The organism is Amycolatopsis sp. cmx-4-61, from assembly GCF_046548775.1.
In the GTDB taxonomy this organism is placed as follows: domain Bacteria; phylum Actinomycetota; class Actinomycetes; order Mycobacteriales; family Pseudonocardiaceae; genus Amycolatopsis.
Map to the genome: position 1 here is coordinate 1 of NZ_JAEBEI010000024.1, position 25,708 is coordinate 25,708.

General features: G+C 73.0%; 27 protein-coding genes and 1 pseudogene. 17 read left to right on the plus strand and 11 right to left on the minus strand.

The genetic code is table 11. From position 1 onward, the window contains the following. Window positions 1-349: 349 nt before the first annotated feature. The gene (locus tag ACLJOU_RS40595) at window positions 350-1,477 is read left to right on the plus strand and encodes a hypothetical protein (protein WP_410574596.1); all 1,128 of its coding nucleotides are present in this window, start codon (window positions 350-352) and stop codon (window positions 1,475-1,477) included. Here the strand turns inward: ACLJOU_RS40595 and ACLJOU_RS40600 are convergent. Next, window positions 1,446-2,057, minus strand: coding sequence for a dihydrofolate reductase family protein (locus tag ACLJOU_RS40600; protein WP_410574597.1), 612 nt, complete (start codon window positions 2,055-2,057; stop codon window positions 1,446-1,448). The genes ACLJOU_RS40595 and ACLJOU_RS40600 overlap by 32 nt on opposite strands. 102 nt (window positions 2,058-2,159) lie before the next feature. Here ACLJOU_RS40600 and ACLJOU_RS40605 point away from each other — a divergent pair, with 102 nt between their 5' ends. The 6 genes from ACLJOU_RS40605 to ACLJOU_RS40630 all read left to right on the plus strand — a co-directional run bounded on the left by ACLJOU_RS40605 (window position 2,160) and on the right by ACLJOU_RS40630 (window position 7,541). Then, entirely contained in the window at window positions 2,160-3,041 is an 882-nt protein-coding gene (locus tag ACLJOU_RS40605; RefSeq protein WP_410574598.1) for a LysR family transcriptional regulator, read from the plus strand. A 10-nt stretch (window positions 3,042-3,051) separates the two neighbouring features. Beyond that, window positions 3,052-3,762, plus strand: coding sequence for an MBL fold metallo-hydrolase (locus tag ACLJOU_RS40610; RefSeq protein ID WP_410574599.1), 711 nt, complete (start codon window positions 3,052-3,054; stop codon window positions 3,760-3,762). Between the two features lie 126 nt (window positions 3,763-3,888). After that, window positions 3,889-4,707, plus strand: a complete 819-nt coding sequence (locus ACLJOU_RS40615) for an ABC transporter permease (protein ID WP_410574600.1) — start codon at window positions 3,889-3,891, stop codon at window positions 4,705-4,707. Further along, complete coding sequence (locus tag ACLJOU_RS40620; protein ID WP_410574601.1) at window positions 4,692-5,396, plus strand: ABC transporter ATP-binding protein; 705 nt, start codon at window positions 4,692-4,694, stop codon at window positions 5,394-5,396. The genes ACLJOU_RS40615 and ACLJOU_RS40620 overlap by 16 nt, the downstream gene beginning before the upstream one ends. Then, window positions 5,383-6,393: an ABC transporter substrate-binding protein gene (locus ACLJOU_RS40625; RefSeq protein ID WP_410574602.1), complete on the plus strand. Its 1,011-nt coding sequence runs from the start codon at window positions 5,383-5,385 to the stop codon at window positions 6,391-6,393. Before ACLJOU_RS40620 ends, ACLJOU_RS40625 begins: the two co-directional genes overlap by 14 nt. Further along, window positions 6,390-7,541, plus strand: coding sequence for an LLM class flavin-dependent oxidoreductase (locus tag ACLJOU_RS40630; RefSeq protein WP_410574603.1), 1,152 nt, complete (start codon window positions 6,390-6,392; stop codon window positions 7,539-7,541). Before ACLJOU_RS40625 ends, ACLJOU_RS40630 begins: the two co-directional genes overlap by 4 nt. A 252-nt stretch (window positions 7,542-7,793) precedes the next feature. On the opposite strand, the gene ACLJOU_RS40635 is transcribed toward ACLJOU_RS40630, so the two are convergent. The 3 genes from ACLJOU_RS40635 to ACLJOU_RS40645 form a co-directional block, all read right to left on the minus strand. After that, window positions 7,794-9,836, minus strand: a complete 2,043-nt coding sequence (locus ACLJOU_RS40635; protein ID WP_410574604.1) for a glycosyl transferase — start codon at window positions 9,834-9,836, stop codon at window positions 7,794-7,796. A 73-nt stretch (window positions 9,837-9,909) separates the two neighbouring features. Continuing rightward, a complete protein-coding gene (locus ACLJOU_RS40640) occupies window positions 9,910-10,695 on the minus strand; it encodes an IclR family transcriptional regulator (RefSeq protein ID WP_410574605.1) in 786 nt (261 codons plus the stop codon). A gap of 58 nt (window positions 10,696-10,753) precedes the next feature. Next, a complete protein-coding gene (locus ACLJOU_RS40645) occupies window positions 10,754-11,374 on the minus strand; it encodes a TetR/AcrR family transcriptional regulator (protein WP_410574606.1) in 621 nt (206 codons plus the stop codon). A gap of 87 nt (window positions 11,375-11,461) precedes the next feature. Between ACLJOU_RS40645 and ACLJOU_RS40650 the strand changes: the two genes are divergently transcribed. The 4 genes from ACLJOU_RS40650 (at window position 11,462) to ACLJOU_RS40665 (ending at window position 16,491) form a co-directional block, all read left to right on the plus strand. After that, on the plus strand, window positions 11,462-12,379 hold the full coding sequence (locus ACLJOU_RS40650) for an oxygenase MpaB family protein (RefSeq protein WP_410574607.1): 918 nt from the start codon (window positions 11,462-11,464) through the stop codon (window positions 12,377-12,379). A gap of 9 nt (window positions 12,380-12,388) precedes the next feature. Then, window positions 12,389-13,414: an LLM class F420-dependent oxidoreductase gene (locus ACLJOU_RS40655; protein ID WP_410574608.1), complete on the plus strand. Its 1,026-nt coding sequence runs from the start codon at window positions 12,389-12,391 to the stop codon at window positions 13,412-13,414. A 361-nt stretch (window positions 13,415-13,775) separates the two neighbouring features. Next, on the plus strand, window positions 13,776-15,089 hold the full coding sequence (locus tag ACLJOU_RS40660; RefSeq protein WP_410574609.1) for an MFS transporter: 1,314 nt from the start codon (window positions 13,776-13,778) through the stop codon (window positions 15,087-15,089). After that, a complete protein-coding gene (locus ACLJOU_RS40665) occupies window positions 15,076-16,491 on the plus strand; it encodes a pyridoxal phosphate-dependent decarboxylase family protein (protein ID WP_410574610.1) in 1,416 nt (471 codons plus the stop codon). The genes ACLJOU_RS40660 and ACLJOU_RS40665 overlap by 14 nt, the downstream gene beginning before the upstream one ends. Before the next feature lie 3 nt (window positions 16,492-16,494). Here ACLJOU_RS40665 and ACLJOU_RS40670 read toward each other — a convergent pair whose 3' ends face one another. From ACLJOU_RS40670 to ACLJOU_RS40685, 4 genes are read right to left on the minus strand one after another with little or no spacing between them, the layout of a single operon-like run. Further along, window positions 16,495-16,767, minus strand: a complete 273-nt coding sequence (locus ACLJOU_RS40670; protein ID WP_410574611.1) for a DUF6295 family protein — start codon at window positions 16,765-16,767, stop codon at window positions 16,495-16,497. A gap of 12 nt (window positions 16,768-16,779) precedes the next feature. Continuing rightward, window positions 16,780-17,520, minus strand: a complete 741-nt coding sequence (locus ACLJOU_RS40675; RefSeq protein ID WP_410574612.1) for a dienelactone hydrolase family protein — start codon at window positions 17,518-17,520, stop codon at window positions 16,780-16,782. Further along, window positions 17,517-19,202 carry an MFS transporter gene (locus ACLJOU_RS40680; protein ID WP_410574613.1) on the minus strand — a complete coding sequence of 562 codons (1,686 nt, stop codon included), beginning with the start codon at window positions 19,200-19,202 and terminating at the stop codon, window positions 17,517-17,519. Before ACLJOU_RS40680 ends, ACLJOU_RS40675 begins: the two co-directional genes overlap by 4 nt. Continuing rightward, window positions 19,199-19,633: a MarR family winged helix-turn-helix transcriptional regulator gene (locus ACLJOU_RS40685; protein ID WP_410574614.1), complete on the minus strand. Its 435-nt coding sequence runs from the start codon at window positions 19,631-19,633 to the stop codon at window positions 19,199-19,201. The genes ACLJOU_RS40680 and ACLJOU_RS40685 overlap by 4 nt, the downstream gene beginning before the upstream one ends. 142 nt (window positions 19,634-19,775) lie before the next feature. Between ACLJOU_RS40685 and ACLJOU_RS40690 the strand changes: the two genes are divergently transcribed. Next, window positions 19,776-20,078, plus strand: coding sequence for a hypothetical protein (locus tag ACLJOU_RS40690; protein WP_410574615.1), 303 nt, complete (start codon window positions 19,776-19,778; stop codon window positions 20,076-20,078). A 5-nt stretch (window positions 20,079-20,083) separates the two neighbouring features. Here ACLJOU_RS40690 and ACLJOU_RS40695 read toward each other — a convergent pair whose 3' ends face one another. Both ACLJOU_RS40695 and ACLJOU_RS40700 read right to left on the minus strand, forming a co-directional pair. Then, on the minus strand, window positions 20,084-20,752 hold the full coding sequence (locus tag ACLJOU_RS40695) for a hypothetical protein (protein WP_410574616.1): 669 nt from the start codon (window positions 20,750-20,752) through the stop codon (window positions 20,084-20,086). Window positions 20,753-20,939: 187 nt separating this feature from the next. Continuing rightward, window positions 20,940-21,194, minus strand: coding sequence for a type B 50S ribosomal protein L31 (locus tag ACLJOU_RS40700; protein ID WP_410574617.1), 255 nt, complete (start codon window positions 21,192-21,194; stop codon window positions 20,940-20,942). A 345-nt stretch (window positions 21,195-21,539) separates the two neighbouring features. Here ACLJOU_RS40700 and ACLJOU_RS40705 point away from each other — a divergent pair, with 345 nt between their 5' ends. The 4 genes and pseudogenes from ACLJOU_RS40705 (at window position 21,540) to cobA (ending at window position 23,787) form a co-directional block, all read left to right on the plus strand. Then, the gene (locus tag ACLJOU_RS40705; protein WP_410574618.1) at window positions 21,540-21,680 is read left to right on the plus strand and encodes a large ribosomal subunit protein bL28; all 141 of its coding nucleotides are present in this window, start codon (window positions 21,540-21,542) and stop codon (window positions 21,678-21,680) included. Further along, window positions 21,680-21,838, plus strand: a pseudogene (gene rpmG, locus ACLJOU_RS40710) (50S ribosomal protein L33); the annotation flags it as partial. The gene ACLJOU_RS40705 and the pseudogene rpmG, both read left to right, overlap by 1 nt. Before the next feature lie 7 nt (window positions 21,839-21,845). Beyond that, the gene (rpsN, locus tag ACLJOU_RS40715; RefSeq protein WP_410574619.1) at window positions 21,846-22,151 is read left to right on the plus strand and encodes a 30S ribosomal protein S14; all 306 of its coding nucleotides are present in this window, start codon (window positions 21,846-21,848) and stop codon (window positions 22,149-22,151) included. 415 nt (window positions 22,152-22,566) lie between these two features. Beyond that, entirely contained in the window at window positions 22,567-23,787 is a 1,221-nt protein-coding gene (cobA, locus tag ACLJOU_RS40720; RefSeq protein WP_410574620.1) for a uroporphyrinogen-III C-methyltransferase, read from the plus strand. Between the two features lie 48 nt (window positions 23,788-23,835). Here the strand turns inward: cobA and ACLJOU_RS40725 are convergent, their stop codons facing one another. Then, the gene (locus ACLJOU_RS40725) at window positions 23,836-24,711 is read right to left on the minus strand and encodes an alpha/beta fold hydrolase (protein ID WP_410574621.1); all 876 of its coding nucleotides are present in this window, start codon (window positions 24,709-24,711) and stop codon (window positions 23,836-23,838) included. 146 nt (window positions 24,712-24,857) lie between these two features. Here ACLJOU_RS40725 and ACLJOU_RS40730 point away from each other — a divergent pair, with 146 nt between their 5' ends. Beyond that, a complete protein-coding gene (locus ACLJOU_RS40730) occupies window positions 24,858-25,700 on the plus strand; it encodes a crotonase/enoyl-CoA hydratase family protein (protein ID WP_410574622.1) in 843 nt (280 codons plus the stop codon). Window positions 25,701-25,708: the final 8 nt, after the last annotated feature.

Below are 25,708 nucleotides of genomic sequence, written 5' to 3' on the forward strand. Positions count from 1 at the left end.
CCTACCGGTCCGGACCGGCAGCAAGTCTTCGATCAACGCCCACTGATCATCGGAGAGCAACTGAAACCGCGACACGACCAGCAGCATCCCAGCAGCCAGCCGGAACTTTTGTCAGACACGCCCTAGGGCGGTACCGCCCCGGCCGCAGCCGGCTCCGGCGCGGATAACCGGGTGACAGACACCGCTACCCTGGATTCGTGGCCGTCGTTGCGGAGTACCGCCGATTTACCGGCCCCCTGGCCTTTTCCGGCCGGCGGGGTCTCGGCGCCATGCCCGCCTGACCTTTCGCCGGGCCGTCCGGGCCAGGGGGAACCGCCCTCGAAACCCACCCGAGCCCGAAGGTTCCACCATGCCCGCAACACTCACCCCGGCCCAGCTCGCCCGCGACCTCGCCGTCCGCGATCTCACCGATCCCGGCGCCGGGCCGCACGCCGTCCAGCTCCTCGTCGACGAAGCCGTCCGAAGCCTCGCCGGCCTGTGGTCCTGCGAGGTCCGCAGGTGCCCCGGCGACCGCATCGTCACGGTCGCCGACAACTACGACAACCTCGGCTACCACCCGGCCGACGTCACGCGCGACGCCCGCTACACCCGGTACGTCGACGACCGGCACGTCCTGCGCAGCCACTCCACCGCCCTCGTCCCCGCCGCACTGCGGAACCTGGCCGCCGACCCCGCCGACGACGTGCTGCTCGTGTGTCCCGGCCTCGTCTACCGCCGCGACAGCATCGACCGGCTGCACAGTGGCACGCCGCACCAGCTCGACCTCTGGCGGATCGTCCGCGGCACCGTCACCCGGGCCGACCTCGAGGAGATGGTCGCCGCCCTCGTGCCGGACCGGCGTTGGCGGCTCGGCGCGCGCCGTCATCCGTACACAGTGGACGGTGCGCAGCTCGACGTCGAACACGACGGGCGCTGGGTCGAGGTCGCCGAGTGCGGGCTCGCCCACGCCGGTGTCCTCGCGCGGGCGGGGCTCGGCAACGGCTGGTCCGGCTTGGCGCTCGGCCTGGGTCTCGACCGGATGGTCATGCTGCGCAAAGGAATCCCGGACATCCGGCTGCTGCGCTCGACCGAGCCCGCCATCGCCGCGCAGCTGACGGACCTCGCGCCCTACCGGCCGGTTTCCGCGCTGCCGCCGGTGCGCCGCGACCTGTCGATCGCGGTGCCGGCCGACGACCGCGCCGAAGACCTCGGCGACCGCGTCCGCGACGCCCTCGGCGACGAAGCCGACGTCGTCGAGTCGGTCGAGATCCGGCAGGAGACGCCGTACGTCCGGCTGCCGGCGCAGGCCCGGGCCCGGCTCGGCGCGACGCCGGGCCAGAAGAACCTGCTCGTCCGCCTGGTCCTCCGTCCCCTGGACCGGACGTTGACCGATCAGGAAGCGAACGTGCTCCGGGATCGAGCCTATGCCGGGCTGCACCGCGGGAACGTCCACGAGTGGGCCGGGCTCACCGGAGGACGCGGTACCGCAGGTGCGTGACCGAGGGCGTCGCCCGTGCGTCCAGCTGCTCGAGGTTCAGCGGTCCGACGCCGTCGAACAGCCGGACGCCGCCGCCGAGCGTGTACGGCGCGATGTGCACCCGCAGTTCGTCGACCAGGCCCGCGGCGAGGTACTGGTTGACGGTGCTCGGGCCGCCGTGGACGGAGATCGCGCCGTCGCCGGCGGCTTCGCGGGCGCGGGCCATCGCGGCCTCGATGCCGTCGGTGACGAAGTGGAACGTGGTGCCGCCCGCCATCGGCTGCGGCTCGCGCGGGTGGTGGGTGAGCACGAAGACCGGGCCGTGGTAGGGCGGGTTGTCGCCCCACCAGCCCGTCCACGGCCGGTCCCATTCGCCACGGACGGGGCCGAACATGTTGCGCCCCATGATGAACGCCTTGGCCGTCAGCATCCGGTCGAACTCGGCGGGGTGCTCGTCGCGGCCTTCGCCGAACCAGGCGTGCAGCTTGTCGCCCCAGCCGTCGCCGCCGTCGTCGCCGAACGGGCGCTGCTCGGTCTGGTGGTGCCCGGCTGCGTACCCGTCGAGGGTGATCGTGAGGTCGCAGGTCACCTTGCCGGTCATGTCCGTGTCCTCCTCGGTCGGCTGCTCCGGAACCAGGATGGCCCGGCCGTCGCATGACGTCCAATGCCAATCGAGCCGGCGAACCATTGATATTCTCGATGAATGCTGAACCTGGTCCAGCTCGAGGTCCTGGCCGCGGTGGCCCGGCACGGCTCGGTGACCGAAGCGGCGCGGGAACTGCACTATTCGCAGCCGTCGGTGAGCCACCACCTGGCCCGCCTGGAAGCGGCCACCGGCGCCCGGCTCGTGCAGCGGGCCGGGCGCGGGATCCGCCTGACGCCGGAAGGCCGGCTGCTGGCCGACCGCGCCGCCGAAATCGCCGGACGCGTGGCCGCGGCGGCCGAAGAACTGGCCGCGCAGGTCGGCCTGCGAGCCGGGCGCGTCCGGCTGGCCGCCAACGCGTCCGCGCTGAGCACCCTCGTGCCGAAAGCCGCCGCGTCGCTGGCCCAGGCGCACCCGGGGCTCGAGCTGAGCCTGGTCGACCGGCACCCCGTCGAAGCGCTGGACATGCTGCGCCGCGGCGAACTCGACGTCGCCCTCGTCTTCCAGCACGCCGGCGCCCCGGCCGAGGAGGCCGGGTTCCGGTTCCGCCACCTCGCCGACGACCCGATCCACCTGATCAGCCGGCGGCCGGGCGACAGCCTGGCCGCCCACCGCGACTCGGCCTGGATCGGCGGCTGCCCCCGGTGCCGCGCGGAGCTGACCGCCATCTGCGCGGGGGCGGGCTTCAGCCCGCGCCTCGGTTCGTCCAGCGACGACATGGTCGTCGTGCAGTCCCTGGTCGCGGCCGGCCTCGGTGTCGCGACCCTGCCCGGGCTCGCGCTGCGAGCGCATCGCCATCCCGGCATCCACGCGACCGAACTCCCGGGCGTCCACCGCCGCATCCACGCGGCCACCTACGGCGACCCACCCGACCCGCCCGCGGTGGCCGCCGTCCTGGCGGCACTCACCCAGGCCGCCGCGCCGGCGCAGAGCGGCCCGTAGGGTGACCGGCATGACTGATCGGCTCTACTTCCGGCAGCTGCTCGCCGGGCGTGACTTCGCCGTCGGGGACCCCGTCGCGACGCAGATGGTGAACTTCGCCTACCTCATCGGCGACCGCGAAACGGGCGACGCCGTCATCGTCGATCCGGCCTACGCGGTGCGGGACCTCCTCGACGTCCTGGCGCAGGACGGGATGCGGCTCACCGGGGTGCTCGCCACCCACCACCACCCCGACCACGTCGGCGGCGAGATGCTCGGCTTCTCCCTGCCCGGGATCGCCGAACTGCTCGCCGCCGAGCCGGTGCCCATCCACGTCAACGGCGCCGAAACCGAGTGGGTCAAGCGGGTCACCGGCGTCTCCGGCAGCGATCTGCGCGCCCACGACCACGACGACGTCCTCGAGGTCGGCAGCATTCCGATCCGGCTGCTGCACACGCCCGGGCACACGCCGGGCAGCCAGTGCTTCCTGGTCGAGGACAAGCTGGTCTCCGGCGACACGCTCTTCCTGGAAGGCTGTGGCCGCACCGACTTCCCGGGCGGTGACGCCGAAGAGATCTACCGCAGCCTGCAGGCGCTCGCCGGCCTGCCCGGCGACCCGGTCGTCTACCCCGGGCACCAGTATTCGGCCGAACCGTCCGCCGCGCTGTCGGACGTCAAGCGCACCAACTTCGTCTACCGGCCGCGGTCGCTCGACGAATGGAAGGTCATGTTCGGCGGCTGAGCCAAGTCGTTCCACGGGGTGAAACGTGGGCCGTTCACGGAGTGGGCGCCGATTGACTTCGGTTCCCACTCCCCGGATGGTCGGGGCCACGCAATCCGAGAACGTCCCCGTCCCCGGGAGAAGTCCGTGTCGATTTCCACCACGGGTGTGCTCGCGCACGCCCGGAAACGCGCCGCCGAGCCGCCGCGCAAAGCCACCCGGCGGCTCGATCTGCGGCGCTGGATCAGCCCGGTGGTGCTGCTGGCCGCCTGGCAGCTCGCCAGCGCCACCGGCGTCCTGCCGCCCGACAAGCTCAGTGCACCGTGGACGGTCGTGCAGGCCGGCATCGAAGCCGCGCGCAGCGGCGAACTCGGTGACGCCTTCGCCGTTTCGCTCGGCCGGGTCGGTGCCGGGTTCGCCCTCGGCGCGGTCGCCGGCGTCCTGCTCGGCATCGTCTCCGGGCTGTCCCGCTGGGGTGAGGCCCTGGTCGACCCGCCGGTGCAGATGCTGCGCACCCTGCCCTTCCTCGGCCTGATCCCGCTGTTCATCCTGTGGTTCGGCATCGGCGAAGAGACGAAGATCGTGCTGGTCGCGCTCGGCGTGGCCTTCCCGCTCTACCTCAACGTCCACTCGGGAATCCGCGGCGCCGACCCCGCCCTCGTCGAAGCCGCCCGCGCGCTCGGGTTCAGCCGTGCGGAACGGCTCTGGCACGTCGTGCTGCCCGGTGCCCTGCCGCAGGCGCTCGTCGGGCTGCGGCAGTCGCTCGGCCTGGCCTGGCTCGCGCTGATCGTCGGCGAGACCGTCAACGCCGACGCCGGGGTCGGCTACCTCATCAACAACGCCCGGGAGTTCCTGCGCACCGACGTCGTGGTCGTCGGGCTGGTCCTGTACGCCCTGCTCGGCCTGGTCACCGACGCGCTGGTCCGGCTGCTCGAACGGAAGGTGCTGCGGTGGCGAACCCGGTAGCCGAGGTCGCCGGCCTCACCAAGCGGTTCGGGGAGCGGTCCGTCCTGAGCGGACTCGATCTGACCGTCGAGCGCGGCGAGTTCGTCGCCCTGCTCGGCCGCAGCGGATCCGGCAAGTCGACGCTCCTGCGGGTGCTCGCCGGGCTCGACGGCGACGTCGAAGGCACCGCGGAAGTCACCGGGACCGTCTCGGTCGCCTTCCAGCAGCCGAGACTGCTGCCGTGGCGGAAGGTCTGGCGCAACGTCGTCCTCGGCCTGCGCCAGGACGGCGTCACCAAGTCGCGCAACCGGGCGCTCGCCGAGAAGGCGCTGGCCGAGGTGCACCTGGCCGAGCACGCCGACGACTGGCCGCTCACGCTGTCCGGCGGCGAGGCGCAGCGCGTCTCGCTGGCCCGCGCGCTGGTGCGCGAACCCGGCCTGCTCCTGCTCGACGAGCCGTTCGGCGCCCTGGACGCGCTGACGCGGATCTCCATGCACGGCCTGGTCCAGGACCTCTGGCGGCGGCACCGGCCGGGCGTGCTGCTGGTGACCCACGACGTCGACGAGGCCCTGCGGCTCGCCGACCGGGTCCTGGTGCTCGACGGCGGGCGGATCGTGGCCGCGCACCGGCCGCGCGACACCGCCGGCCACGACGACCTCCGCCGCCGCGTGCTGGCCGACCTGGGAGTGACCGAAGATGCTGTGGCGTAAGGGAATCACCATCGTCGGGGCGGCGCTGGCGCTGTCCGCGTGCGGGACGGCGACCGGCGACGGTCCGGCCGCCGTGCCGGCCGCGGTGGGCAACGCCGACCTCGCGAAGGTGACGCTCAAGGTGGGTGACCAGAAGGGCGGCGTGAAGTCGCTGCTCACCGCGGCGAACCTGCTGCAGGGGACGCCGTACCGGATCGAATGGGCGACGTTCACCTCCGGCCCGCCGCTGCTCGAGGCCGCCTCGGCCGGCGCGATCGACACCGGGCGCGTCGGCAACACGCCGCCGATCTTCGCGGCCGCCGCGAAGGCGAGGATCAAGGTGATCAGCGTGTCGCGCAGCAACGTCGAACGGGAGGCCGTCCTCGTCCCGCCGGACTCTCCGCTGCAGAACGTCGCTGCGCTGAAGGGCAGGACGATCGGCGTCGCCAAGGGCACTTCGGCGCACGGGCAGCTGCTGAACACGCTGCACAACAACGGGTTGTCCACCCGGGACGTCAAGCTGAGCTTCCTCCAGCCGTCCGAGGCCTACGCGGCGTTCACGCAGCACACGATCGACGCCTGGGCGATCTGGGACCCCTACACCGCGCAGGCCCAGCTCGAGGCCCACGCGCGGGTGCTGGCCGACGGTCGCGGCGCGTCCAACGGCCTGGGTTTCCTGACCGCGAGCACGGCGGCACTCGGCGACCCCGGCAAGAACTCCGCACTGCGGGACTTCGCCGTGCGGGTGGTGAAGGCGCAGAAGTGGGCCGACACGCACCGCGAAGCGTGGGCGCAGGCGTGGGCGAAGGAGACCGGGCTGAAGCTCGAAGTCGCGCAGAAGGCCGTCGCGGCGGGCCGTGACGTGCCGATCGTGCTGGACGACACCGTGGTGGCCGCCGAACAGCAGCTCGCGGATGCCTTCACCGAAGAGAAGACGCTGCCGGGGAAGGTGGACTTCGCCGCCTTCGTCGACCGGCGGTTCGGCCCCGACCTGGACGCGGCGAGGAGCAACGGATGAGCATCGGGCTGCACTGGTTCCTGCCCACCAGCGGGGACGGCCGCACGATCGTGGAACGCTTCCACGCCAACCGGTCCGCGGGCCCGGCCGCCCAGCGCGACCCGGACCTGGACTACCTGGCCCAGGTGGCCCGCGCGGCCGAACGGCAGGGCTTCGAAGGCGTCCTGACCCCGACGGGCACGTGGTGCGAGGACGCGTGGCTCACCACGGCCGCGCTGATCCGCGAGACGACCCGGCTCAAGTTCCTCGTCGCGTTCCGTCCGGGCGTCATCTCGCCGACGCTGGCCGCGCAGATGGCGGGAACGTTCCAGCGCCTGTCGGGCGGCCGGGTGCTGCTCAACGTCGTCACCGGCGGCGATGCGGTGGAGCAGCGCCGGTTCGGCGACTGGCACGACCACGACGCCCGGTACGCCCGCACCGACGAGTTCCTGACCATCGTGCGCGGGGTCTGGTCCGGCGAGCCGTTCAGCTTCGCGGGCGAGCACCTGCGGGTCGAAGGCGCGACGACGCTGGCCGCGCCGGACCCGCTGCCGCCGATCTACTTCGGCGGCTCCTCGCCGGCCGCGCTGCCGGTCGCGGCGCGGCACGCCGACGTCTACCTCACGTGGGGCGAGCCGCCCGCGCAGGTGGCGGAGAAGATCGGCAAGGTGCGGGAGCTGGCCGGGGACCGGCCGATCCGGTTCGGCGTCCGGCTGCACACGATTTCGCGGGACACCTCGGCCGAGGCCTGGGCGGAGGCGCAGAAGCTGCTCGACGCCCTGAGCCCGGAGCAGGTCGCGAAGGCCCAGGCGCAGCTGGCCGCCAGCGAGTCGGTGGGGCAGCAGCGGATGGTCGCGCTGCACGGCGGCCGGTACGGCGACGGGGTGCGCGGGCTGGAGATCCACCCCAACCTGTGGGCGGGCGTCGGCCTGGTCCGCGGCGGCGCGGGCACCGCGCTGGTCGGCAGCCACGAAGAGGTCGCGGACCTGATCGAGGAGTACCACAGCGTCGGCGTGCGCGAGTTCGTGCTGTCGGGCTACCCGCACCTGGAGGAGGCGTACTGGTTCGGCGACGGCGTCCGGCCGGAGCTGGCCCGGCGTGGCCTGCTGGCCGGCGTCCCGGCCCTGCCCCGGCCCGCGCACCCGGAGCGCACCGTCTCGGCGCTGTAGCGGCGGTGCGGGGACGCGCCGCTCGTCCCCGCACCACCCGGGTCACCAGCTGCGACTCGGCGAGCAGCCGCAACGCGAGCTCCTTCAGCGGCGGGGCCGCCGTGGCGCCGTTGCCCGCGCCGCCGACGACCGTCAGCGTGTCCGGCGGGCCGGTGATCGCGGCGAGCCGCCGCGCGCGGGCCACATCGAGGATCCGGACCTCGTCGTAGGCGGTGATCACCAACCCGCTTTCCCGGCCCACGAACCAAAAATCTAGCGGACGAGCAGCCCCGGGGGCGCGAACAGCGGGTAGGTGACGAGCACGCCGTCGGCGGTCCGGACGACGGAAGCCGGGCGGAACAGGTCGCGCTGCCCGGCGTAGAACGCGGTCGTGCCGGCTTCGCCGCCGGTCAGCAGGACGCGGCGGCGCGGCTGCCCGGCGGCGTCCTCGCCGGGGACCTCGGGGAAGGCGGCGACACCCACGGGCTGGAGGGCGGCGAGCGCGGCGATCGTGGTGATGAGCCGCGGGTCCGCGCAGCCTTCGCGCAGCACGTCGGCGGCCTGCGTGGTGAGGGCGATCCGGGCCGACTCGGTCAGGGCTTCGCCGGCGTGGGCCCGGGCCGGTGCCTCGGGCGGCGCGGCGGGATCGGCCGGGGGCAGCCCGAGCCGCCAGACGGTGACCCGGGTGGCACCGGAGCCGAACACCGCGGTGGCGCCGGCGCCGGCGAAGGCGGCGTCGAGCGCCGGGTAGTGCTGCCGGAGGCCGGTTTCGCCGCCCCCGAAGACGGCCCACTCGGCGGCCGGGCAGGCGACGGCGCACGCGGCGGGCGCGGCGAGCAGGCCGGTCGGCCAGCCGGAGCCGGCGAGTTCGGCCCACGCGGCGTCGTCGACGAGCAACCGCGAGCCGGAAGCGTTGGCCTGCAACCAATCACGGGCCGAGGCGAGCGGGCCGCCGCGGTCGAGGGTGGGGTGCAGGGCGGGGTAGCCGAGGCCCCAGCTGACGGCGAAGGCGGCGAGCAGGAGGGCGGGCACGAGCCGCCGCCGGGCCGGACGGCCGTGGTGCGCGGGGCGTCCGGCGGCGGTGGGTGGCGCGATTTCCGTCCGGCGCGGGCGGTTCGCGTCCCGGCGGTGGGCGGGCGAGGGGCGGTCGGAGTGGCCCGAGCCGAGGTGCCGGGTGACCGCACGGGCCGAGTCGGCCGCCCGGCCTGAGCGCGGATCGCTCTCGTGGCCGAAGCGCGCGGTGGCGTCGGCAGGTGCACCCCCGGTCCGGTCGGCGCCCCCGTGGTGCGCGGCCTTCCGGCACGCCGCGGTGGCCTCGGCCGGTCCGGGCCGTACCAGGCGCGGCACTTTCCCGTCGCGCGCCGGAAAACCACGCCGGAGGATCGCCTGAGCGACCCCCGCCACCAGCACCGGCGTCACCGGCACCACCAGCGCCAGCACCGCCGTGGCCGGCACGCCCGGCACCAGCAGCGTCGCCGCGAGCAGCAGGCCCGTCGCCGCCAAGGGCCGCAGCGGCTTCACCCCCAGCGCCGCCACCGAAGCGACCGCCGACAGGACCGCCCACGCCGGATCCAGAGCCGCCCAGTCCGCCACCGACGGGCCCGTTGCCGCCGCCAGGTGGGGGCGCAGGACGGCCGCTGCCGGGCCGAACGCCAGGCCCAGCCCCAGGTTCAGCACCACCGCCACCAGTGCGGCCCGGACCGGCGCGCGGCGCACCAGCAGCCAGCCCGCGGCCGGCAGGAACACCAGGGCCAGCGGTGACGTCAGCACCGCCGCCAGCAGGCAGGCCGCCGCCGCGGCGTCGTGCCGGACGCGGGCTTCCGGGCGGGTGATCAGGACCAGCGCCCCCAGCGCCCACACCGCCGCCAGGTGCTCCACCACCACCAGCCGCTGCACGCCGAGCGCCAGCGGGGAGGCCGCGAGCAGCAGCACCGCCGCCGACGCCGCCCAGCGCGTCAAGCCCAGGCGGCGGGCCAGGATCCACAGCAGCACCGCGCCGGTGAGCGCCGCGGCGAGCACGGTTTCGCGGACCGCCGCCAGGGCCGTCGCCGAACGGCCGAACGCGTCCGAGATCGTCGTGGCCGCGGCCAGCTGGAGCCAGCCGAACGGGCTGACGCCGGCCCCGCCCGCGTCGGCGAACGACGTCAGGTGGCCGAGCGCGTAGGCGTGCGCGACGGTGGCCGCTTCGGTGGGCAGGGCCGGTTCCGGGGCCGCGAGGTAGAGCACGCGCAGCCCGGCGGCCAGCGCCGACAGGGCGAGGACGAGGTCGAGCGACAGCAACCGGTGGGCGGCGGAGACCGGGCGGTGCTGGGCCATTGCACGGACTGTAGCGGGTCGCCCCGGCCCCGCGATTCCGGGACCCCACCGCCGGAACCCTTGCGGGGCAAGATTATTTCCGCTCGCCGGGAGCCGGGCCGGAGAGTGTCCGGGTCAACGCGAGCGCCACCGTCCGGACGGCCGGGGCGACCCGTTCGGTCCGCATCCGGTTGGCCCAGCCGGAGATCGACACCGCCGCGACCGCGACACCGCGGGCGTCGAGCAGCGGGCTGGCCGCGCACACCACGCCGACGCCGGATTCCTCGCGCTCCAAGGCGATCCCGTCCTCCCGGGCGCGGGTGAGCTGGCGCCGGAGCAACCCGGGTGCGGTGATCGTCCGCGCGCTCATCCGCGGCAACCCCGCCTCGATCACCTTGTCCACCACCGATTCCGGCGAGAACGCGAGGATCGCCTTGCCGACGCCGGTGGCGTGCGCGGGAAACCGGCCGCCGATGCGCGAGGGCAGCGTCGGCGCGTCGGGTCCGCGCAGCACGTCGAGGTACACGACTTCGGTGCCTTCGAGGATCGCCAGGTGGACCGTGTTGCGCGTGGCCTCGCGGAGGTCGGCCAGGTACGGCCGGGCCGCCTCGACCAGGCCGCGGCGGGGCGAGGCCAGCTGGCCGATCTCGAACAGGCGCAGGCCGAGGCGCACGGCCCCGGCGTCGCGTTCGAGCAGGCCGGTCTCGGCCAGGTGCCCGACGAGCCGGTGCACGGTCGTCTTGGCCAGGCCGGTCCGGCGGGCCAGCTCGGAGACGCCGAGGGTCTCGTCACCCGGCCGGAAGGCCTCCAGGAGCGCGGCGAGCCGGGCCGCGACGAGACCGTCGCCGCTCACGCCGTCGTTCCGCCCAGCGGTACGCATGGGTTGAGTGTGCCCGATCCGCCGCGCGACCGTCAGGGGGTCGGTTCAGGGGGTCGGCTCAGGGAGTTGGTTCAGGGGAGGAGGTGGGTCGGTGGCCGTCGGCACCGAGGACGAGGTTCACGCAGTGCGCCACGAGCCGCTCGCGCGAAACCTTCAGCGACCCGTCGAGGTAGGCGATGAAGACGTTGCCGAGGGCACCGACCAGCCCGACGGCGACCATCCGGCGTTCGGTCTCGTCGCCGCGGGACAGCTGCTCGCCGACGAGCGCGGCGAAGACCGGCAGCAGGTGCAGCCCCCGGCGGGTCAGCGCGGGGTCGGTCAGCGGCGCCAGCAGCAGGACCCGGCCCTTGCGCGGGTCGTCGACGATCAGTTCGACGAACGCGCGCACGGCGTGCTCCGCCCGCAGCACCGGGGTGGGCGCGTCCCGGACCGCGTCGACGAGCGCCTGCCGCGCCTCTTCGCCGACGTGCTCGTAGACCGCCGCGACGAGCTCTTCGCGGTCGGCGAAGCTTTCGTAGAAGTAGCGCTCGGTCAGCTTCGCGTGCCGGCACACCGCACGGACGCTCGTCCCGGCCGAACCCTCGGTGCCCAGCAGTTCCAGCCCGGCGGCGAGGAGCTGCCCGCGCCGGAGCGCCTTCCGGTCGTCCAGCGTCGTGCCCGCCCAGGTCCGGCCCGGCATGGTGACTCCTCGGTTGACTACAACTGTTGTCAGATCCTAGCCTGACAACGGCCGTGGTCAGTTCGAGGCTCGACGAGGAGTGCGCCGATGACGCCCCAGCCGCTGGGTCCCGACTCGCTGACGTGGAAGTACTTCGGCGACTGGCGCGGCCTGCTCGTCGGCCTGTGGGCCGGGTCGATGCAGAACATGCACCCCGGCCTCGGCGCCGGCGTCGAGCAGCACTCGCGGTTTTTCGAAGAGCGCTGGCAGCGGCTGTTCCGCTCGCTCTACCCGATCGGCGGGGTCGTCTACGACGGACCGCGCGCCCACGCGACGGCCCTGCAGGTCCGCGGATACCACGACCGCATCAAGGGCGTCGACGCCCAGGGCCGCCGCTACCACGCGCTCGACCCCGGCACCTACTACTGGGCGCACGCGACCTTCTTCGTCAGCACGATCCTCATCGCCGACCACTTCGCGGGCGGCATCGGCGAAGCGGAGAAGCGGCAACTGTTCGACGAGCACGTCCGCTGGTGGCGGCTGTACGACCTGACCATGCGCCCGGTCCCGGAGAGCTGGGAGGACTTCCGGGGGTACTGGAAGCACATGTGCACCGAGGTCCTGGAGGACAACAAGGCCACCCGGGACGTCCTCGACATCCGCGGGCTCGGCAAGCCGCCGTTCCTGCCCTGGTTGCCGGACGCGCTGTGGCGGCCGGTCCAGCGGGTGGTCGCCCGCCACTTCGTCTGGCTGACGACCGGCCTCTACGACCCCGAGATCCGCGACCTGCTCGGCTTCCGCTGGACCGAACGCGACGCGCGACGGCACCGGCGGTTCGGGAAGCTGGTCGACGCCGTGTTCAAGCTCATCCCGCACGACCGCCGCTACCACCCGCGGGCCCGCGCCGGCTGGCGTCGCGAACGCGGGCAGGTGGCCGTGGACGCCCCCGTGGTCGAGACTCCACCCAGGAACCTGCCGCCGCTGCCGGAGCGGGGCAAGCCCGAGCACTACGCACCCCACGTCTAGGAGGCCTTCGTGAAGCTGGGATTCCACATCGGGTACTGGCAGAGCGGCCCGACCCCGGGTGCGCTGGAGGCCGTCCTCAAGGCCGAGGAGCTCGGCTTCGACTCGGTGTGGACGGCGGAGGCGTACGGCTCGGACGCCTTCACGCCGCTGGCCTGGTACGGCGCCGCCACCAGCCGCATCCGGCTCGGCACGAACATCGTCCAGATGGCCGCGCGCACCCCGACCGCGACGGCGATGAGCGCCCTGACCCTCGACCACCTCTCCGGCGGCCGGATGGTGCTCGGGCTCGGCGCGTCCGGCCCGCAGGTCGTCGAGGGCTGGTACGGCCAGCCGTACCCGAAGCCGCTGGCCCGGACCCGCGAGTACGTCGACATCGTCCGGCAGGTGATCGCCCGCGAGGCGCCGGTGACCCTCGACGGCGACCACTTCCAGCTGCCGCTCAAGGGCGGCACCGGGCTCGGCAAGGCGCTGAAGCCGACCGTGCACCCGCTCCGCAAGGACATCCCGATCCACCTGGCCGCGGAGGGACCCAAGAACGTCGCCTTGGCCGCGGAGATCGCCGACGGCTGGCTGCCGCTGTTCTTCTCGCCCAAGAGCAACGGCTTCTACAAGGCCGCGCTCGAAGAGGGCTTCGCGCGGCCGGGCGCGCGGCACACCTTCGACACGTTCGAGGTGCCGTGCTCGCTGCCGGTGATCGTGCACGACGACGTCGAGGAGGCGGCGAGCTGGATCAAGCCGTCGCTGGCGTTGTACATCGGCGGGATGGGCGCGAAAAGTGTCAACTTCCACCACGACGTCTTCGCCCGCCTCGGTTACGAGGACGTGGCGGACAAGGTCCAGGAGCTCTACCTGGCCGGCCGCAAGGAGGAGGCGACGGCCGCGATCCCGACGTCGCTGGTCGAGGACACCTCGCTGATCGGGCCGCCGGCGAAGATCCGCGACGAGCTGCAGGCCTGGGAGGAAACCGTCGTCACGCAACTGCTCCTGCGCGGTGACGCGGCGACACTGGAGAAGATCGCCCGCGCGCTCGGCTAATACCGCGCGTCGCAGGTTCGTCGACCCTCACCGAGCCGACCGTCACCGAGCCGACCCTCACCGAGCCGACCCTCACCGAGCCGACCCTCACCGAGCCGAGCGCGGGTGCGGGTCCCGAGCGCCCCAATGTGGCCTTCGGTGCGTCAGACGCACCGAAGGCCACATTGGGTGCGTCAGACGCAACCAAGGCCGCCTTGGGGCGCTTGAGCCGGGGCCCTGCCGACCCTCCGGCCGCGCGACACTAGCGCGGGCCGGTCCGTGCCGAAGGTCACGACGATGGCACGATTCCCTCGACCCACTACCGGGTGCCCGCCGAGATCGAATACTCATGCGGGCACCCGGTACGCCTTCGAGGAGGACCATGGCGACGCTGTCCGGCCGGACGAGGTTCCGCTATTCGCTCGGCTCGTTCGTCACCGGGTCCTTCGGCACGGTTCCCGGCCTGGTCCTGGTCAAGTACCTGACCGACACGATGGCCGTGCCCGCGGGCTGGGCCGCGGCGATCGTGTTCGTGCCCAAGGCCTGGGACGTGCTGTTCAACCCGGTCGCCGGCCGGCTGTCCGACGCCGACCTGATCAAGACCGGCAGCCGGCGCCGCTTCCTGCTGATCGGCGGCATCGGCGTGGCGATCCTGTTCGCGGCGATGTTCGCCCACCCCGGCTTCGGCAGCCCGCTGCCCGACGCGCTGTACGTGGCGATCATGTTCGCCGCCTGCGCCACGGCGTACGCGCTGTTCCAGGTGCCGTTCAACGCGTTGCCGGCCGAGCTGACCGAATCGGCGACCGAGCGGACGAAGCTCACCAGCGTGCGCATCGGCGTGCTCGCCGTGACGATCCTGATCTGCGGCGGCGGGGCGCCCGCCATCAGCGCCGGCGTCGGCGGGGTCGCCGGCTACCGCGTGATGGCCGTGGTGATCGGGCTGATCGTGCTGGCCGCGACGCTGCTGGTCTACTTCGGGCTCAAGGACGCCCCGGTCGGCTCGCTGCGGCCGAACACCGTGCGGCTGAAGGAACTGGTGCGTACGCTCGCCGCCTGGCGGCCGTTCCGCTGGCTGCTCGGCACGTACTTCATCCAGGCGCTCGGCATCGGCACGGTGCTCGCCGCGATCCCGTTCTTCGCGCAGCGCATCCTGGGCAGCGAGGGCTACGGGACGATCCTGTTCGTCATCTTCGTCGGCCCGGCGCTGCTCACCATGCCGCTGTGGCCGCGGCTGGGCGACCGGGTCGGCAAGCTCAACGGCTTCCGCCTGGCCACCGCGGCCTTCGCGGTCGGCCTGCTGGGGCTGGTCTTCGCCCAGTCGATCCCGCTGGTCGTGTCGTTCCTCTTCGTGGCGCTCTGCGGCGTCGGCTACGCCGGGATTTCGGTGTTCCCGCTGGCCATCCTGCCCGACCTGATCACCGCTGAAGAGGAGCGCACGGGCGAGACCCGCGCCGGGATCGCGGCCGGCGTGTGGACGGCGGGGGAGACCCTCGGCCTGGCCTTCGGCGGCGGGCTCTGGGCGCTCATCCTGCAGTTCGGCGGATACGTGTCCAGCACGGACGCCACCGCGTTCCAGCCGCACAGCGCAATCGTGGCGATCCTCGTCGGGGCGTCGATCGTCCCCGGGGTGCTCATCGCGCTCGCCCTGCCGCTGCTGCGGCGCACGGTGCTGGAGCCGCGGCATGAGCTCGCCTGAGGACGTCCTCGAACAGCTCCGGCAGCTGCGCGCGGGTGACCTGCCGACGCACGGCGGCCGGACCCTGGCCTACGTCTACGACAGCGGTCTGTCCGAAGTGGACTCCCTGGGCGCGGCGGCGCACGCGCTGGCGTCGTCGGCCAACGGCCTGGACCCGACGGCGTTCCCCAGCCTGCTCAAGATGGAGAACGACCTCGTTTCGGCCGCCGCCGAGCTGCTCGGTGACGTTCCGGGCGTGGTCGGTTCGGTGACGTCCGGCGGCACCGAGTCGTGCCTGCTGGCGGTGCTGGCCGCGCGGGACGCCGCCCCGTCGATCGCCGAGCCGTCGATCGTGCTGCCGACGACCGCGCACGCGGCGTTCCACAAGGCCGCCCACCTGTTCGGGCTGCGGCGGATCGACGTCCCGGTCGACCCGGTGACCTTCCGCGCCGACCCGGCGGCGATGGCCGCGGCGATCGACGGCTCGACGGTGCTGGTCGTGGCGAGCGCGCCGTCCTACGCCCACGGCGTGCTCGACCCGATCCCCGAAATCGCGGCCGCGGCGGCGGCGCGAGGGGTCCGGATGCACGTCGACGCCTGCATCGGCGGCTGGGTGCTGCCGTACTTCGCCCGCCTCGGCGCGGACGTCCCGTCGTTCGACTTCCGCGTCCCCGGCGTCACGAGCATCTCGGTGGACCTGCACAAGTACGCCTACTGTCCCAAGGGGACGTCGGTGCTGCTGCACGCCTCGGCGCAGCTGCGGCGCACGCACTACTTCGCGAGCGCCGGCTGGCCGGGGTACACGATGCTGAACACGACGATCCAGAGCACGCGCTCGGGCGGCCCGCTGGCCGCGGCCTGGGCGGTCGTCCACCACCTCGGTGCCGACGGCTACCTGCAGCTGGCGTCGGCCGCTCGTGAAGCGACCGCGCGCCTCCGCGCCGGTATCGAGGACCTGCCGGGGCTCCGGGTGCTGGGCGACCCGGTGTCGACGCTGGTCGCGTTCACCGGCGACGACGGCTTCGACCTCTTCACAGTGGCGGACGAGATGAAGGCGCGCGGCTGGTACGTCCAGCCGCAGTTCGCTTTCGAAGCATCCCCGGCGAACCTGCACCTGACGGTGACGGCGGCCAACCACGGCAGCGAGCCGGAGTTCCTGACCGACCTGGCGGCCTCGGTGGACGCGGCCCGCGCGGCCGGTCCGGTGGTCGTCGACCCCGCCGTGGCCGAGTTCGTCGCGGCCCTCGACCCGGACACGCTGACACCGGAGCAGTTCGCGGGCCTGCTGGCGGCAGCGGGCCTGGGTGGCGCTTCAGGACTGCCGGACCGGATGGCGGAGATCAACGCGCTCCTCGCAACGGCACCGGCGCCGTTGCGGGAGCGGCTGCTGCTCGAATTCCTGGGCGCCCTCTACACGCCCTGAACTTCACTGGGTGCGCGAAGCCAGCCCCGCGGGCGCGGACTTGACGGCCGCGTGGATGGCGTCCGCCAGGGCCAAGGCGTCCTCTTCGGTCAGTTCGAGGGCCACGCGCGCCGAGGCGCCCAGTGCCGGGTTCCGGAAGTCGATGTTCACCGTGTGCGCGTACGGCGCGTGGACCGGGTGGTCGACGTACACGGTGCCTTCGGCCAGCCGGAACCAGCCGCGGGCGCCCTTGCCGCTGCCCTCGAGCTCGAACTTTTCGGTCAGGTAGGTGCACATGCGCGGGTCCTCTCAGGCGGTGAGCGTGCGGGCGTAGAAGTCGAGGATGCGTTCCCAGCCGTCCTTCGCGGCTTCGGGGCGGTAGCTCGGGCGGTCGACGGCGAAGAAGGCGTGGCCGGCGCCGGCATACGTGTGGAACTCGTGCTCCTTGCCGTGCTTCTCCAGCTCCGCCGCGAGCACCGCCACCTCGTCCGGGCTCGGGAACTGGTCGTCGGCGCCGAAGATCCCGAGCAGCGGGCAGGACAGCTGCGGCGCCAGGCCCAGCAGCGGCTTCATCTGCTTCATGGCCTCCGGCGGATCGTTGACGACGAAGGCGCCGTAGCAGTCCACCGCCGCGTCGAGGTCCAGCGAGCACGCGGACAGGAACGCGTGACGGCCGCCGGAGCAGTGCCCGATGACGCCGATGCGGCCGTTCGCGTTCTCCAGCGCACGCAGGTAGTCCGCCGCGCCCGAGACGTCACCCACCAGGCGGTCGTCGGGGACGCCACCCGCCGCGCGGACCGTCGCGGCGGCGTCGTCCGGGTCCGCACCCGGCGCTTCGCGCGTGTACAGGTTGGGGCAGAGTGCGTTGTAGCCTTCGACGGCGAAGCGGCGGACCATCTCCTTCGTCGCCGCGTCGTAGCCGGGCAGGTGGTGGATCACCACGACGCCGCCGCGCGGGGCCGCGTCGGTCGGTTTCGCCAGGTACGCCTCGAGCTCGTCCCCGCCGTGGCCGGAGATGGTGACCGTCCCGGCGACGATCTCGTCCTTCATCGGTTCTCCTTCGCTTGTTCGGGCAAGCCTTCTTCGGGGGAGTGCAGGTAACGCCCGCCGCGCGACGCGGACGCGATCGCGGCGACGACGGCCATCGCCGCCGCCGCGGTGAACACGACCACCAGGCCGTGGTGGAACGGTCCGGAGACCAGCCGCGGGAAGAACTCGCCGCCGGTCAGCGCCGCCCGGTCGCCCGGCGCCAGCCCGGCCAGGACGTCCGGGCCGAGCAGGTGCCCGACCGGATTGCTGCCGAGGAACGCGGCGAACAGCGTGCTGACCGGCGGGAGCTGCGCGACCCCGTCGGCGACCGGAGCCGGGACGCCGTGGGCCTGCAGGCCACCGGTGAGCGTCTGCGGCAGCGAGGAGGCCAGCCCGGCGATCATCAGCGAGAAGAACACGCCGATCGACAGCGACGTCCCGGAGTTCTGGAACGTCGCCCGCATGCCGGAGGCGACCCCGCGCTGCTCGGTGGGGACGCTGCTCATGATCGCCGACGTGTTGGGCGCGGCGAACATGCCCTGGCCGATGCCGCTGAGGACCAGCAGCGCCGCGAACGCCGGGTACGGGAAGTCCACCGGCAGCGCCAGCAGCCCGAAGAACGCCGCGGCGACCAGCAGCAGCCCGCCGGTGGCCAGCGGCCGGGCGCCGAAGCGGTCGGACAGGTACCCCGACACCGGCCCGGCGACGAGGAACCCGACGGTCAGCGGCAGCAGGTGGATGCCGGCCCACAACGGCGTCCGCTCGTAGTCGTAGCCGTGCAGGGGCAGCCAGATGCCCTGCAGCCAGATGATGAGCATGAACTGCATGCCACCACGGGCGACCGAAGTCAGCAACGCGGCGATGTTGCCCGCGGCGAACGCCCGGATCTTGAACAGGGAAAGCTGGAACATCGGCGCGGCGACGCGGGTCTCGATGATGCCGAACACCACGAGCAGCAGCACTCCGGCGCCGATCCCGCCGAGCACCCAGGGGTTGCCCCAGCCGGTGGCGGCGCCGCCGTGCGGCTGGATGCCGTAGGTGATCGCGGCGAGGACCAGCGCGGTCCCGGCCGCGAAGGTGGCGTTGCCGCCCCAGTCGATCTTCGCGCGCTGCGGCGTCCCGGCCTCGCGGAGGCTGCGGATCGACCAGATCGTGCCGAGCAGGCCGAAGGGCACGCTGACCCAGAACACCGCGCGCCAGTCGATCTCGGCCAGCAGGCCGCCGACGACCAGGCCGAGGAACTGCCCGGCGAGCGCGGTGATCTGGTTGACGCCCAGCGCCATCCCGCGCTGCCGCGCCGGGAAGGCGTCGGTGAGGATGGCCGCGGAGTTCGCCGTCAGCATCGACCCGCCGACGGCTTGGACGATCCGCCAGCCGATCAGCCAGAGCGCCCCGCCGCCGCCGTGGAACGGGTCGAACGACAGCGCCACCGACGCGGCGCTGAACACGACGAACCCGACGTTGTACATCTTGACGCGGCCGAACATGTCGCCGAGCCGCCCGAGCGTCACCACCAGCACGGCCTGCACCAGCAGGTAGCCGAGGATCATCCAGAGCAGGTAGCCGATGTTGCCCGGGGCGAGCGGGTCGAGCCCGATCCCGCGGAAGATCGCCGGCAGCGAGATGATCACGATCGAGCCGTCGAGGGCGGACATCAGCACGCCGAGGGTGGTGTTCGACAGCGCGACCCACTTGTAGCTCACAGCTCGTCCGCCAGCCGCTCGATCAGTGGGATGGCCGCGACCAGCGCGCGCCGCTCGGCTTCGGTGAACTTCCCGGCCAGCGCGGCCGCCATCTGCCGGGTCGTCTGCGAGCGCCGGTCGGTGAGCAGGCTGACGCCGGCCTCGGTGACCGACATCAGCACCTTGCGGCCGTCGGAGTCGTCCCTGCGCCGCTCGACCAGCCCGCGGTCGACCAGCCCGGCGAGGGTGACGCCCATGGCCTGCGGTTTCACCCGTTCGAGGTCGGCGAGACACCCGGGGGTGGCCGGCCCCTCGCGGTCGAGCCGGGACAGCACCGAGCGTTCGGGCAGGGTCGGTTCGCCGGCGACGTAGCTCTGCCGCAGCCGCCGGACCAGCCGGCCGAGCGCGACGCGCAGATCGGCGCTCGCCTGGAGGAGTTCCTCGTCCGTCACGATCGTCAACCTAGACTGATAAACCTGGGTTGATCAACTCGGACGAGAGCGCCGCTATCGGGTGAGCCGGGAGGTTTCGCCCGGGTGGTGGCCGGTCTCCGGTGTTACCGTCCGAAGTGGACTGACCTGGAGGGGACCGCCGATGACGCACCTGCACGTTCCGCACGCCGGCCACGAGCACCACACCCACGGCGAAGGCTGCGGCCACGCGGCGGTGCCGCACGGCGACCACGTGGACTACGTGCACGAGGGCCACCTGCACCGCGCCCACGACGGCCACTTCGACGAGTGCGAGATCACCGGGCACGTGCCCCACCCCGAGCACGAGCACCACACCCACGGCGACGGCTGCGGCCACATCGCGGTCCCGCACGGCGACCACGTCGATTACCTGCACGACGGGCACCGCCACGCGGTCCACGAGGACCACTACGACGACCACTGAGGGGGTCAGCCGAGCGGGACTTCGACGGTGGTCTGACCGTCTTCGGACTCGGCGGCCAGGGTCAGCACCCGGGCCTCGGCCGGCGGCCCGGGTTCGAAGATCCGCCGCTCCACGAGCAGGCCGTGGGATCCCGACCCGCCGCCACCACCGCCGCGGTACTGGGTGCCGGCGTCATCCCACCCACGCCAGCGTGTGCGGAGTGCGAAGTGCTCCCGCACGCGGCGCGGATCGACGCCGTCGTGGGCCATGGTCAGGACGACGAGGGACGACCACACCTCCAGGCTCACCAGCTGCGCTGTGCGGTCGCCGATCGTGAAGGTGCGGCCCGCCAGCGAAACCACGTGCCGCAGGACCGGCGCCGGCGGCTCCTCGATCGCTTGCCGCCACTCGGGCCGCTCGGCGCCCACGCGCCGGGCCACCGGCGGGGCCTGCATCGTGGCCGAGCCTTCCGCGTGCACCACCTCGAGCCGGCCGGACCGTTCCAGGGTGGCGTCCAGGTCGGCGAGGATCTCCTCGGCGTCCTCCTGGGCCAGCGTTCCCGCGGCCACCAGGCCGATCGCCACGCCGCGGATCTCCGGCCGGTCGACCGCGGCTTGCCGCCCGGACTCCGGCTGCCCCCGCCCCGCGCCGAGGCGGTCGGCAATCAGCTTCTCCAGGTACCGGCGCCCGTCCATGCCGTCATTTTTGCCCGGTCGTCAAGGGAGTTCGGACGAAATGCCCCAGCGCCACCGGGTCGGACGCCGGGGAACTGGCGAGGGTGTGGTCGAACAGCGTCGTCTCGCCCGCGCCGCGGAAGCCGACCGGCACGCTCACTGCGCGTGGAGGTGTTGCTGCGCGAGGTCCTGCGTTTGGGGACGGCTATCAGCGGCCGCCGCGCTTCCCGTAGCGGCGGTGGAACTTCTCGACCTGGCCGGCGCTGTCCATGATCCGCTGGGTGCCGGTCCAGAACGGATGCGACCACGAGCTGATGTCGACCAGGACGAGCGGGTACGTGCGGCCGTCCGACCACTCGATCGTCCGGTCGGAGGCGATGGTGGAGCGGGTCAGGAAGGCGTCGCCGGTCGACGAGTCCTTGAACACCACGGGCTGGTAGTCGGGGTGGATGCCGGATTTCATCGGTCTTCCTTTCGGTTCGCCGCGGTCGCGCCGCGCCGGGTCGGTTCGGTGTCTTCGGGCGGTTCCCCGTGCCAGTCCCCGAACGGATCGGGGTAGTGCGCCCAAGCCCCGGGTCCGGCCGCGAGTTCCGCTTCGGTCAGTAGAGCGCCGCGGAGGGCCGCGTCGATCTCGTCCGGGGGTGTCTGGTCCGTCACCACAGTTCGGCGAGCGTGGCGTCCGGCCAGACCGCTCACGAGGACGAGCGGGACGCGGGTGTGGTGGGTCACCGGGGCTCCAGGAATGCGGGCGGGGTCCGGTGCGCTACGGTACATGGAAATGAAAACCACTATCAACTTGGGAGGGCCTTTGTCCGCCGTGTGCCAGGTGACCGGCCGCAAGCCGGGCTACGGCAAGCAGGTCTCGCACGCCAAGGGCACGAAGACCGTGGACAAACGCGGCATCGAGGCCGTCGTGGCCGAGCTGAAGGCGAAGGAGGTGAAGCTGTAATGGCGAAGAGCACCGACGTCCGGCCGGTCATCAAGCTGCGGTCGACCGCGGGCACCGGCTACACGTACGTGACGAAGAAGAACCGCCGGAACGATCCGGACCGGGTGGTCCTGCGCAAGTACGACCCGGTCGCGCGCAAGCACGTCGATTCAAGGAAGAGCGCTGATGGCCAAGAAGTCGAAGATCGCGAAGAACGAGCAGCGGAAGGTGGTCGCCGCGCGGTACGTCAATCGCCGCCGCGCGCTCAAGGCCGTGATCGCCGCCCCCGGCTCGTCGGCGCAGGAGAAGGCCGAGGCCGTCGTCGCGCTGCAGAAGCTGCCGCGGGACGCGAGCCCGACGCGGATCCGCAACCGGGACGCCGCCGACGGTCGTCCCCGTGGCTACCTGCGGAAGTTCGGGTTGTCGCGGGTGAAGGTGCGGCAGGCCGCGCACAACGGCGAGCTGCCCGGCGTCGCGAAGTCGAGCTGGTGAACCGGATGCCGAAGCCGAACCGTGACCGCCGCGTGACGCGATTGACCCCGCAGGAACAGGTCCACGTCACCTGCGGGCCGCGCCGGGCGGCGGGCCGCGGTATCCACCTGTCGCTGATCGAACACCTCACCCGGCGCCCGGCGTGGACTCCTGCCGGCGGGGTCGGCGGGAGATCCGTGCCCTCGACCACCGCAGCTGCCGGTGCGCGGCTACGCGCGGGTGTCGCGCCGCCAGCCGGCGACGCCGGACGGGCCGATCCTCATCACCGGCACCCGGTGCGACCACGTCCGGCCGCGCCGCGAGCACGCGTACCCCGTGCCGCGGGGCGCGCGGCTGCCGTCCGCGGGCCGCTGTTCCGCGTGGCATGACCCACGCTGGGCTGGCGCAGGGGTGAACCGCCAATAAACTCCCGCCCATGGACGACCCGCACTACCTTTCCGGCCTCCAGCTCACCGGCCGCCGCGTCGTGATGTTCGGCGGCGGTTCCGTGGCCCAGCGCCGGCTGCCCCGCCTGATCAGCGCGGGGGCCCGCGTCGAGCTGGTGTCGCCGCACACGACGCCGTCGGTGCAGGGGATGGTGGACGCGGGCGAACTCGTCTGGCACGAACGCCGCTACGAGCCCGGTGACCTTCGCGATGCCTGGTACGCCCTGGCCTGCACCGACGATCCCGAGGTCAACGCGGCGATCTGCGCCGAGGCCGAGCGCGAGCGGGTGTTCTGCGTCCGCGCCGACGAGGGCGAGTCGGGTTCGGCCGTCACCCCGGCGTCCGGCCGGCACGGCGGCCTGCTGTTCGGTGTCCTCTCCGGCGGCGAGCCGCTGCGCTCGGCGGCGGTCCGCGACTCGATGCTGGACGGCCTGCACAACGGCACGATCGAAGACGGCCGCCAGCCGCACCCGGAGGGCACCCTGCCCGGCGTCGCGCTGGTCGGCGGCGGCCCGGGCGACCCGGAGCTGGTCACCGTCCGCGGCCGTCGGCTCCTGTCGCGCGCGGACGTCGTGGTGGTGGACCGGCTGGCGCCGCGCGAGCTGCTCGACGAGCTCGCGCCGGAGGTGGAGATCGTCGACGCGGCGAAGATCCCGTACGGCCGCGCGGCCAGCCAGGACGTCATCAACAGCACGCTCATCGAGCGCGCCAAGGAGGGCAAGTTCGTCGTCCGGCTCAAGGGCGGCGACCCGTACCTGTTCGGCCGCGGGTTCGAGGAGGTGCTGGCCTGCGCGGAGGCGGGCATCCCGGTGACGATGGTCCCGGGCATCACGAGCGCGTTCGCGGTCCCGGCGGCCGCGGACGTCCCGGTGACCCACCGCGGCGTGGCCCACGAGGTGGTGGTGGTCTCCGGCCACGTCGCCCCCGGCGACGACCGGTCCCTGGTCGACTGGGACCTCCTGGCCCGGATGAAGGGCACGATCGTGCTGATGATGGGCGTGGAGCGGCTCCCGCAGTTCGCGAAGGCCCTCCTGGACGGCGGCCGCCCCGCGGACACCCCGGTGGCGATCATCGAGGACGGCACGATGCGCACCCAGCGCGCCCTCCGGTCCACATTGGACACAGTGGTCGCGGACGCGGCGGCCGCGGGAGTCCGCCCCCCGGCGGTCATCGTGATCGGCCCGGTGGCCGGTCTGGCCCCCGTGTCCTGACGGGAACCACGCGTGCCCCGAGGGGCATCACGCGTGATCGTGGCCGGCTCAGTCTTCGTAGCAGCTCGCCGCGAAGTCGCGGATCGCGTCCGAGAGCCGGGTCGGGTCGAACCGCAGCTCGACCGGGCTGCGGGCCTGGACGAACTCCGCCGCCGGCATGTCGACCGCCAGGGTGTCTGCGTCGCCGAACGGGTGGATCGGGTCGCCCTGGTGGCCGATCACCAGCGCGCGGGTCGTGATCTTGCGGCGCACCGACTTCGGCGGCGCGATCCGGCCGAACAGCACCCCGTGCAGCAGCGCCGCCATCGGCGCGGGACGCTGCGACAGCGTGTCCGTCACGACGTCGACCCACTGGTTGCCGTGCGGGACCACCGAGGCCGCCAAGGCCACCGCCTGCACGGTGAACGGCAGGAACCGGGCCGCCATCAGCAGCGGCGCGAACGTCACCAGCCCCGCGACGATCGCGTTGTCCAGCACCGGCATCTCGACGATCAGCCCGCGCACCCGCGAAGGCGCCCGGACCGCCACCTCCAGCGAGACGTTCGCGCCCAGTGACGTCCCGCCGACCACCGCGGACGACACCTCGAGGTGGTCCAGCAGCGCCAGGGTCTGGTCGGCGAACGACGGCATCGAGTACAGCCAGGACTCGGTCGGCCGGTCGGAGTCGCCGTGGCCGAGCAGGTCGAGGGTGATCACCCGGAAGCCCGCGCGGGCCAGCCGGCGGGCCAGCGGCGCGTGCATCCGGCGGGTCAGCATGATCCCGTGGGTGAGGACGACGACCTGGTCGCCGCTGCCGAACTCGGTGTACCAGAGCCGGTGCCCCTCGTGGTCGAACGAGCCGGTCAGCTCGATCGGGCGGGAGGCCCGCCGGACCGGCGGGGCCGGGGTTTCGGGCTCGATCGCGGTCGCGCCGGCCGGGCTCATGTCCCACCGTCCTCCCCGGTCGTGTGCGAGTCTCTTTCAGGAAAGCATCCCCCGGCCGGGTTGGCACAGTGACATGGCAACGACACGGCAAGCAATTGACACGGTGCCAATGGCGGGGTGTCGCGGGCATGGGTCAAGATGACCCCATGACCGCTACTGCTGACAGTCTGCCCGACCTCGTGTCCCTGAAGGTCGACGTCGACGGCCACGTGGCCGAAGTGACGCTCCTCGGCCCGTCCAAGGGCAACGCGATGGGCCCGGACTTCTGGCGCGAACTGCCGCTGGTGTTCCGCGCGCTGGACGCCGACCCGCAGGTCAGGGCCGTCGTGCTCACCGGCAGCGGCCGGCACTTCTCCTACGGCCTCGACCTGCCCGCGATGATGGGTGACTGGGCGCCGATGCTGGGCGGGGACAGCCTGGCCGGCCCGCGGACGGCGTTCCTCGACCAGGTCCGGTCGCTGCAGGCGGCGGTCAGCTCGATCGCGGAATGCCGCAAACCGGTCGTCGCGGCCGTGTCCGGCTGGTGCATCGGCGGCGGGGTCGACGTCATCGCCGCCGCGGACGTCCGCCTGGCCAGCGCGGACGCCAAGTTCAGCGTCCGCGAGGTGCGCGTCGCCATCGTCGCCGACCTCGGCAGTCTCCAGCGGCTGGCCTCGATCGTCGGTGAGGGCCACCTGCGCGAGCTCGCCCTGACCGGCAAGGACATCGACGCCGCCCGCGCCGAGAAGATCGGCCTGGTCAACGACGTCCACCCGGACCAGGAGGCCCTGCTGAAGGCCGCACGGGAACTCGCCGGCGAGATCGCTGCGAACCCGCCGCTGGTGGTGCAGGGTACGAAGCAGGTACTGGCGGCGAACACCGAACGCCAGGTCGCCGACGGCCTCCGGTACGTCGCCGCCTGGAACTCGGCGTTCCTGCCCAGCAAGGACCTCGGCGAAGCGGTCCAGGCCTTCATGGAACGCCGCCCGCCGGAGTTCAAGGGCGAGTAGAAGGAGGC

What these genes read in the sequence shown, in the direction of transcription:
- ACLJOU_RS40700 (WP_410574617.1), bottom strand. Translation starts at nt 21,194, where the DNA reads ATGAAATCCGGCATCCACCCCGACTACCAGCCCGTGGTGTTCAAGGAC.
- ACLJOU_RS40640 (WP_410574605.1), bottom strand. Translation starts at nt 10,695, where the DNA reads ATGCGTACCGCTGGGCGGAACGACGGCGTGAGCGGCGACGGTCTCGTC.
- ACLJOU_RS40665 (WP_410574610.1), top strand. Translation starts at nt 15,076, where the DNA reads ATGAGCTCGCCTGAGGACGTCCTCGAACAGCTCCGGCAGCTGCGCGCG.
- ACLJOU_RS40600 (WP_410574597.1), bottom strand. Translation starts at nt 2,057, where the DNA reads ATGACCGGCAAGGTGACCTGCGACCTCACGATCACCCTCGACGGGTAC.
- ACLJOU_RS40610 (WP_410574599.1), top strand. Translation starts at nt 3,052, where the DNA reads ATGACTGATCGGCTCTACTTCCGGCAGCTGCTCGCCGGGCGTGACTTC.
- ACLJOU_RS40595 (WP_410574596.1), top strand. Translation starts at nt 350, where the DNA reads ATGCCCGCAACACTCACCCCGGCCCAGCTCGCCCGCGACCTCGCCGTC.
- ACLJOU_RS40645 (WP_410574606.1), bottom strand. Translation starts at nt 11,374, where the DNA reads ATGCCGGGCCGGACCTGGGCGGGCACGACGCTGGACGACCGGAAGGCG.
- ACLJOU_RS40605 (WP_410574598.1), top strand. Translation starts at nt 2,160, where the DNA reads ATGCTGAACCTGGTCCAGCTCGAGGTCCTGGCCGCGGTGGCCCGGCAC.
- ACLJOU_RS40630 (WP_410574603.1), top strand. Translation starts at nt 6,390, where the DNA reads ATGAGCATCGGGCTGCACTGGTTCCTGCCCACCAGCGGGGACGGCCGC.
- ACLJOU_RS40660 (WP_410574609.1), top strand. Translation starts at nt 13,776, where the DNA reads ATGGCGACGCTGTCCGGCCGGACGAGGTTCCGCTATTCGCTCGGCTCG.
- rpsN (WP_410574619.1), top strand. Translation starts at nt 21,846, where the DNA reads ATGGCCAAGAAGTCGAAGATCGCGAAGAACGAGCAGCGGAAGGTGGTC.
- ACLJOU_RS40695 (WP_410574616.1), bottom strand. Translation starts at nt 20,752, where the DNA reads ATGGACGGGCGCCGGTACCTGGAGAAGCTGATTGCCGACCGCCTCGGC.
- ACLJOU_RS40675 (WP_410574612.1), bottom strand. Translation starts at nt 17,520, where the DNA reads ATGAAGGACGAGATCGTCGCCGGGACGGTCACCATCTCCGGCCACGGC.
- cobA (WP_410574620.1), top strand. Translation starts at nt 22,567, where the DNA reads ATGGACGACCCGCACTACCTTTCCGGCCTCCAGCTCACCGGCCGCCGC.
- ACLJOU_RS40670 (WP_410574611.1), bottom strand. Translation starts at nt 16,767, where the DNA reads ATGTGCACCTACCTGACCGAAAAGTTCGAGCTCGAGGGCAGCGGCAAG.
- ACLJOU_RS40650 (WP_410574607.1), top strand. Translation starts at nt 11,462, where the DNA reads ATGACGCCCCAGCCGCTGGGTCCCGACTCGCTGACGTGGAAGTACTTC.
- ACLJOU_RS40625 (WP_410574602.1), top strand. Translation starts at nt 5,383, where the DNA reads ATGCTGTGGCGTAAGGGAATCACCATCGTCGGGGCGGCGCTGGCGCTG.
- ACLJOU_RS40690 (WP_410574615.1), top strand. Translation starts at nt 19,776, where the DNA reads ATGACGCACCTGCACGTTCCGCACGCCGGCCACGAGCACCACACCCAC.
- ACLJOU_RS40635 (WP_410574604.1), bottom strand. Translation starts at nt 9,836, where the DNA reads ATGGCCCAGCACCGCCCGGTCTCCGCCGCCCACCGGTTGCTGTCGCTC.
- ACLJOU_RS40730 (WP_410574622.1), top strand. Translation starts at nt 24,858, where the DNA reads ATGACCGCTACTGCTGACAGTCTGCCCGACCTCGTGTCCCTGAAGGTC.
- ACLJOU_RS40725 (WP_410574621.1), bottom strand. Translation starts at nt 24,711, where the DNA reads ATGAGCCCGGCCGGCGCGACCGCGATCGAGCCCGAAACCCCGGCCCCG.